The organism is Aeromonas sp. s11, assembly GCF_040907945.1.
Taxonomy (GTDB): domain Bacteria; phylum Pseudomonadota; class Gammaproteobacteria; order Enterobacterales; family Aeromonadaceae; genus Aeromonas; species Aeromonas veronii.
In genome coordinates, this window is record NZ_JBFOCU010000030.1 from 1 (window position 1) to 7,424 (window position 7,424).

At 42.8% G+C, this 7,424-nt stretch carries 6 protein-coding genes; 5 read left to right on the forward strand and 1 reads right to left on the reverse strand.

Translation table 11 applies throughout. The features are described from left to right. Positions 1-22: 22 nt before the first annotated feature. On the reverse strand, positions 23-1,054 hold the full coding sequence (locus tag AB5Y84_RS09385; RefSeq protein WP_001809438.1) for an IS630-like element ISAhy2 family transposase: 1,032 nt from the start codon (positions 1,052-1,054) through the stop codon (positions 23-25). 222 nt (positions 1,055-1,276) lie between these two features. Here AB5Y84_RS09385 and AB5Y84_RS09390 point away from each other — a divergent pair, with 222 nt between their 5' ends. The 5 genes from AB5Y84_RS09390 (at position 1,277) to AB5Y84_RS09410 (ending at position 7,400) form a co-directional block, all read left to right on the forward strand. Then, positions 1,277-2,476: a site-specific integrase gene (locus AB5Y84_RS09390; protein ID WP_368176818.1), complete on the forward strand. Its 1,200-nt coding sequence runs from the start codon at positions 1,277-1,279 to the stop codon at positions 2,474-2,476. Further along, positions 2,469-4,037, forward strand: a complete 1,569-nt coding sequence (locus tag AB5Y84_RS09395) for a site-specific integrase (RefSeq protein WP_174218922.1) — start codon at positions 2,469-2,471, stop codon at positions 4,035-4,037. The genes AB5Y84_RS09390 and AB5Y84_RS09395 overlap by 8 nt, the downstream gene beginning before the upstream one ends. A 9-nt stretch (positions 4,038-4,046) precedes the next feature. Continuing rightward, entirely contained in the window at positions 4,047-5,924 is a 1,878-nt protein-coding gene (locus tag AB5Y84_RS09400) for an integrase (protein ID WP_368176819.1), read from the forward strand. Positions 5,925-6,020: 96 nt separating this feature from the next. Further along, the gene (locus AB5Y84_RS09405; protein ID WP_368176820.1) at positions 6,021-6,233 is read left to right on the forward strand and encodes a hypothetical protein; all 213 of its coding nucleotides are present in this window, start codon (positions 6,021-6,023) and stop codon (positions 6,231-6,233) included. A gap of 30 nt (positions 6,234-6,263) precedes the next feature. Then, positions 6,264-7,400, forward strand: a complete 1,137-nt coding sequence (locus AB5Y84_RS09410; protein ID WP_024943479.1) for an ISAs1 family transposase — start codon at positions 6,264-6,266, stop codon at positions 7,398-7,400. The last annotated feature ends 24 nt before the right edge of the window (positions 7,401-7,424 follow it).

A 7,424-nucleotide genomic window follows, 5' to 3' on the forward strand; every position in this document is an offset into this window, starting at 1 on the left:
TAAATAACTGATCCCAATAGTGCTACACCTTCGCTGTGCCATAGCCATTCCCCGGGAAAGGAGACACGGTATCCATGAAGTGTTTCACTCGGGCCAGCAGGTTTGCCATCCCTCTGCATTGATGATTGCGCGTGATGGTTTCATGTAACTTGTGCCATAGCCGTTCTATGTGATTAACCCAAGGGCTGTAAACTGGCTGGAACACCAGGCAGAACTTGGGATTCTTCTTCAACCATCGCTCGGTCTGTTTGCTTTTGTGAATGATGTAGTTATCGAGGATCAACGTGATGGTTTTGGCTCGTCGGTAGTGGTGGCGCAGCTTTTCCAGCATGGCAATAAACAGCGATGAGTTTTTCTTGATCCCGCTGACGTAAAGTACCCTTCCGTTGCCTGCGTGGAGAACGCCTGCCAGATAATGCTTGGCATTCTGCCCCGGTGTGACAACCCGCTTTTGCTGCGCTCTGAACATCCAGTCGGCTCCTAATTTGGGATTGAGGTCTATATCGACTTCATCCTCATAAAACACCGGATTATCGGCATCACAGCGGGCCAGCGCGGCGTCGATATTCGCCATTTTTTCCTGATAGGCTGGGTCTTTTATCCGCAAGGTCGGCACGGGCCTGCGCCAGACAATGCCCATACGAGGTAACCATCGGCGGAGCGTGGAGGCTGCCACATTGAGCCCTGTTAACCGATTGATTTTTATAGCCAATAGTTCAGTACACCAACGGCTGCGCTGATAACCAAAATCTTGCGGAGAAAACTGCATGAGCAGCACCAGTAAGGTGACAATCTTGGCGATAGGTAAGACTGGGGCACGGCCAGCCGGTAAGGCTTCTAGCGCATCTATGCCTTCATCTCGATACCACCGAAGCCAACGACCGATGGTCGAGCGCGCAGCGCCGGTAAGGTGATGAACATCGGTGATCGTGCGTCCTTCATGTAACAGCAAGATGGCCATCAAGCGACGAGCATGTCCTTTATCACGGGTGGCATGGATGATTTTGTGAATGCGGCGCCGTTGTGGTCGTGGCAGAGGTGGTAGGATAGGCATCAACTCAGTCCTTTGGGTGTGGCTTGTTTTGTTTAGCGACTAATCAGATCGCACAAACTGGACTGAGTTCCCTTCCTCCGGTGATCTACTATTCGGAACAGCTATTTAGATAGATTGATTTTTGCAAATGGTGAACGTTATCCAGTCTTAATGGGCAATGATGGTATGCCTCATTTTCTTGCAACCCTCTGGGTGACAACAAAACTTCGTAGCAGCTTGTCGGTGAATACCATTTCAAATCGCCTAGGTGCATTAAAGTGGTTTCTTCAATGGGAAGAAAATAAACACAGAGACCTGTTCTCTGAGTTTCAGAAAGGTAAGTTTCTTAGCGACACTGACATTGACAACATCAGAGAACATCTCAGTCATGATATTTCTCATTTCAAAGGCTTAGCTAAAAGCAAAAAAACCAGAGATAAGGTCATTGATTTATTTAACACCCCAAGACTAATCAGTGTCACCCCCACAGTGGGACGTAATAACATTTACAATCGTGTGACAGCTATTGCAAGTTATTTAGATTTCATTGCTAGAGTAGCTGTACAGAACTGTAATAGCACTAAACTACTCACAGAAATTAACAGTATGAATAAGCGCATACTGGATGTTCGCCCTAAAGGCAAAGGTAAGAATGTTGTAGACAAACTGGATGGTAAAGATTTGCCTGATGGATTAATTGAGGAATTTATGGCTGTGGCACAATTCGACCATCCAAAGAATCCATTCAAACATGCTTCGACAAAAAAACGAAATCATCTTATGTTTTTACTTTTAAAAGAACTAGGCATACGGAGAGGTGAGTTACTCTCACTATCTATTGAATCGAATTTTTTAATGCTTCACGGGCCAAATAAATTCATATGGGTAAAACGTCACCATGATGACATATATGATCCTCGCAAAAATCAGCCTGTAGCAAAAACGAAAGAAAGAATGTTGCGAATTAGAGATGAAACTGCGGCCCTCATTGATGACTACATCATAAATATACGAGCAAAGACTCCTAACGCGAACAAGCATCCATATTTGTTTGTTACACATAGGAAGGGAAAAACGCAAGGACTGCCAATCTCGACCAGTACATTTGATAGTATCATCGTGCCAACAATGAAATCTGTAGATGAGCGGTTCAAATCAATACACCCACATTATTTTAGGCATAACTGGAACCAGTGGTTCTCAGAAATAATTGACAAGAACAATGTTCTATCTAAAGACCCGAACAACAACCGTACGTTTATTTCACCTAGTGAAGAAGCAAAAAGCCGAATGCATCAAATGGGGCACACATCAGAAAGTTCTGCCAAACCATATGTTGAACGTCATATTCGCAAAAAAACAAACAAGCTCGTACTCGAAGAGCAAGAAGAACTACAGAGACAACTTATTGAATCTCAAAGAATAGAGGGTACAAATGAATAAATATGATTACATTGAGGAAGAAAATGACGATTTCCCATCAAGGTTTAGCTCAAAAAAATTAGTATCAAAAGATGGTTACAGCTTTGATTTTCACTCAGAGCGCTGGATGTTGAATAAAGATGTCAGCATTGCATTCATGCCGGATGTTTTATCTATGGAACCAAAACTGCTAGATGGATTTAAAAAAACACTAGCAACCTATGCTGAAGAACAATCAGCACACCATACATCCAATATGTATCTACGCTTCCAACGACTATTGCGAGACACTAGATTCAAAAAACTAGATGAGGATGTATTACTCAATTGGCGAGCAATGCTTGATAAAAGTCATGAATGGTACTTAGGTTCACTCCGTGGCTTTCTTGTTAGCTGGAATGAATATGGCTATTATGGTGTAACAACAGAGATGGTGAAAACACTAGAAATACTAACTCTATCAGGAAACAAGAAAGGAGTATCTGTTGCTAATCGTTGCCCTGAAACAGGTGCCTTTACTAACAATGAGGTACTTGCATTAAATCATGAACTTATTCGCTTATTCAGGGATAACTATATCTCATTTCAATGCTATGCATATGTGAGCTTATTGCAAGCTACAGCTAGACGCCCCACACAGTTACGACAAATAAAGGCTGCCGATTTATTTAAAGAACATGATCACAGTAAGAATGTGACAAATTTTTACCTCAATATACCGAGAGCAAAGCAGCGCGGTGGTGGGTTCCGTTTCTCTTTTAAAAAATTTCCAATTACGGAAGAGCTCTATCTAACGTTGCGTAATTTAATTAGAGATGAAACAAAGAAGTTTGAATCAAAATTCTCAATAAAATTGACTGCTTCTCAAGCAACAAAAATCCCATTATTTATTGATTGGGAAATGGTTTTTGAGTTAGCGGCGCAAAGAACATCATTGACTGATGAGTTATTAGAAACTGACATTTTCAATATGTCATCAATAGATCTAAGAAATCACCTGCTAAAAAATTTCCAAAGAAAACAAAAAGCTATTTCTGAAAGAACAGGAGACTATATTCATATAACGGCTCGGCGGTTTCGTCATACAAGAGGAACAAACCTTGGTCGAAAAGGTTTGGGGCCGTTGATCATAGCGGAGGCATTGGATCACAACGATACACAAAATGTTAAGGTCTATACAGAAAATACCGCAGATACCGTGACCTATATTGACAAGGCTATTGGTAAACAACTGGCTCCCTTTGCTAATGCATTCCTAGGTCGCATTATCGTTGACTTAGAGCAGGGTGAGCGAGGACATGACCTTGCTGCTCGCATACCAAACAAGGATAACGATATCGTAGGAGCATGCGGCACCAATGACTTTTGCATTAAGGGGTATGAAAGTTGTTACACTTGTGAAAAATTCAGACCATTATTAGATGCTCCTCACGAGAAATTCTTATCCCATCTATATGCGGAGAAAGAGGTAAGGTTGAAAACGACAAAAAGTGAAGAGTACGCGGCAACAAAAGATAGGCTAATTTTAGCAGTTGAATGGGTTGTGCAGAAATGCTTTGAACTGAAACAACAACGAGCATGAGGATAATCAGTGGACAGTAACATTTTTCATTTTAAGCCTGCGATAGAACTGAATTCAGAAGCGAACCTAGAAAAGTTCATTCAAAGTAGCAAAAACAAATTAACTGTTTTCGGTGAAGATTGCTGGGATCATAATTTATGGCACACTTTTCACAATACTCGCCGTGTTGTTGCCCGTTTCTCCACAAATTTAGAGCCATCAACTTCCTATAGTTTCTCTCCCCTAGGTGCACCATTTATTGATTTTGCAAAAGCATACATTCGCTACATTTACGCATTAAAACCCATAACAAATCTTCACAGACATTTCGAAGCTATTCGAATACTTGAAGAAGCATTGATTCAATCAAAACATAAAGCAGATATTCTGATGCTCGATGGCCTAGTTTTAGAAAGGCTAGGCGATATCTTTAATAGACGCATATCAAATCTGGCAGGTCGAAATAAAGCGGGCTATCAAATGGAGCTTCTTCTTAATTTCTGCCGTGACAATTTTATAACACCGAGTCTTCCTGGGTGGTCAAATCCATATCAAAAAGTAAAAGATTTAATTATTCAACTTGATGAGAATGGAAAAGAACATCGTAAAAATAAATTGCCCTCAGAAGAGGATATGATGTTATTTGCTAAGTTATTTCATGACGCGCCTTCATTAGGTATTGAAGCAGAATATTTTACTTCTGTAATAGCATTGCTCATGCAAGCGCCATCCCGATGCTCTGAGTTATTCTCATTGCCTATAGATTGTACTGTATGGGAGGAGAATCGCAGTGGAGAACTTAAACTTGGAATACGTTGGGTGCCTGCCAAAAATGGCAACGAAGGGATTAAATGGGTTCCTACTGTCATGCAAGATGTAGCTTTGGAAGCTATCGAACGATTGAAAAAAATTAGCATGCCTGCACGGGAGGCAGCGATGTATGCAGAAACGCATCCAGATAACAATGGGAGTATGGCGTATATCAGTAAATTGGTTAACTGGCCTTTTGTTGATAACGCAAAAAAAGTTAAGGCCTCAGAGGCTTTGTTACTATATAGAGACCGTGAGTTACATGCGGAACATGATGTTATTCAACACTCGTTTGTTTTACCTACGGTGAACATAATTAATGCAAGGATTTCTAAGTCTGAGGCCAGAAAAGGAGGCCTCCTTTGGAAGAAACATAACATATTACGAGAGGATGGCTCACAACCCGATATAACATCCCATCAAGCTAGGCATTGGCTAAGTACCAAAGCTGAACGGGGTGGGATGGATGAATTGACGCTTGCAAACTGGGCAGGGAGAGCAAGAGTTGCTGATAATGCCAGCTATGATCATCGCACAGAAGAAGAAAAGTCCAATGCAATTGCAGTTATTACTATCCCTGAAAATGCAAACACGTTGGACAAAATAAAATGTAACCTTCCAATTAGTTTCGAGGAAATCGGAAAGAACCTTACTGGTGCAGCGATAGTAACAGAGCTAGGCGTGTGTGAGCATGATTTTGCCATGATTCCATGTCAGCGAAACGGTGACTGTGAAACCTGCAAAGAATTGGTCTGTATCAAAGGCTTCCGTAGCTCATTGGAGCTGTTGAAAGTACGAGAAGTTCAAGTGGCAGCTCAACTCGAAAAAGCACAGCAAAGCCATAAAATGGGGGCCTTTGGTGCTGACCGCTGGGTTAGCTCACACGGTTGGCGACTTGCTCATATTAGAACAAAGATCCGGCTATTAGAGGATGAAAATGTTCTTGATGGCACCCCCATTCGTATTCCTGATGTATATGATCCATCGCCAGCCAAGGTTGTTCTTTTAGAGAAGGGACTTAATATTGAAGTTCAATCGCCTGACTCTATCGATTCTAAAGCTTTTAATATTATGGGTGATTTGTTATGCCTAAAATAGTTATCACAGAAAAAAAATCTGCCTAATATACTAGGTCTAATTAATACTTGGGAAGGAAAGTTAACTTGGGACTTGCTCTGTAAAAAAGTTGCCATAATGATTGATGTTAAAGGTGGCGTCCAACGTCAATCATTATCCTCTTACAAAGATATTCAAGATGCATACTCGCGAAGAAAGACATTTTTAAAAGAACTTTTTTCTCAACCTGAGCCTACCAAAGAGCGTGATGTAACGCTTGAGTATCCAGGGCAAGATCGCGAACGTTTTTTAAGCAGGGCACGAGGATTTGACCGACCGAACAGGGTGTGATCTTATACTCTCTTTTACGGGAGTTTCGTCATGAACCATCAAGCGGCATTTACCCAATTCTTCTCCGAACTTGAAGACCCTCGTCAGACAACCAAAATCGCGTACCCCTTCTTCGATGTGGTTTTTCTCACCGTCTGTGCTGCTATTGGTGGAGCTCAAGGTTGGGAAGATATCGAGCTTTTCGGCGAGGCACATCTGGAATGGTTTCAGCGTAATGGATTGTTTCATAACGGATTACCTGTTCACGACACCATAGCCAGGATCATCTCCCGTATTCAACCGGAGCAATTCCAGAACGCCTTCGTCCGCTGGATGCAAGCAACATCAGAACGTACCGATGGTGAGCTGATTGCCATTGACGGCAAGACCTTACGCAGCTCTTACGACCGAGACAGTCGTCAGTCTACCATTCATATGGTCAGTGCCTTTGCCGCTGAGAATCGTCTGGTGCTCGGGCAAGTCAAAACAGATGAGAAATCTAACGAAATCACCGCCATTCCTGAATTACTGGCACTCCTCGATATAAAAGGCTGCCTGGTATCCATCGATGCCATGGGCTGCCAGACTGGAATAGCCTCAACCATAGTCAAGGGCGGTGGCGACTACTTGCTGGCGGTAAAAGGTAACCAGCCCACACTGCATAATGCAGTACGCGCAGCTCTGGCCGAGTCGACCAAGAAGCCGCTGAGTGAAGAAACGCTCAGTGTCGAGAAAGAGCACGGTCGCATCGATGGCCGCGAGTACCATGTGTTACCAGCCGGAGCACTATCAGAGCAATTTCCAGAGTGGAAATCGCTGAAGACTGTCGGTGTCGCAATATCCTATCGAATTGAAAATATGGAAAAATTTTCGATGGAGTATCGCTACTACATCAGCTCGGCTGAACTGACACCAGAGCAGTTTGCTTCAGCGGTACGAGGGCACTGGGCAATTGAAAATAGCCTGCACTGGGTTCTGGATGTCGTGATGAATGAGGATGCCTGCCAGATATATCGAGGTGATGCCCCTCAAATATTGGCCTGTGCACGACACATGGCGCAAAACATGCTGCGAGCCGAAACCAGCCGTAAGGCAAGCTTGCGGAAGAAGCAGCAATTTGCGGGCATGAGCAGCCCATATCTGGAAAAGGTATTGGATTCAGGGCTGGCTGAATTGAAGTCAATTTAACAATATGTTCACGCTCTCGCCCTG

Bases quoted from the DNA above. Each gene is read 5' to 3' on its own strand.
- AB5Y84_RS09385 (WP_001809438.1), bottom strand. From the start codon at position 1,054: ATGCCTATCCTACCACCTCTGCCACGACCACAACGGCGCCGCATTCAC.
- AB5Y84_RS09395 (WP_174218922.1), top strand. From the start codon at position 2,469: ATGAATAAATATGATTACATTGAGGAAGAAAATGACGATTTCCCATCA.
- AB5Y84_RS09405 (WP_368176820.1), top strand. From the start codon at position 6,021: ATGATTGATGTTAAAGGTGGCGTCCAACGTCAATCATTATCCTCTTAC.
- AB5Y84_RS09410 (WP_024943479.1), top strand. From the start codon at position 6,264: ATGAACCATCAAGCGGCATTTACCCAATTCTTCTCCGAACTTGAAGAC.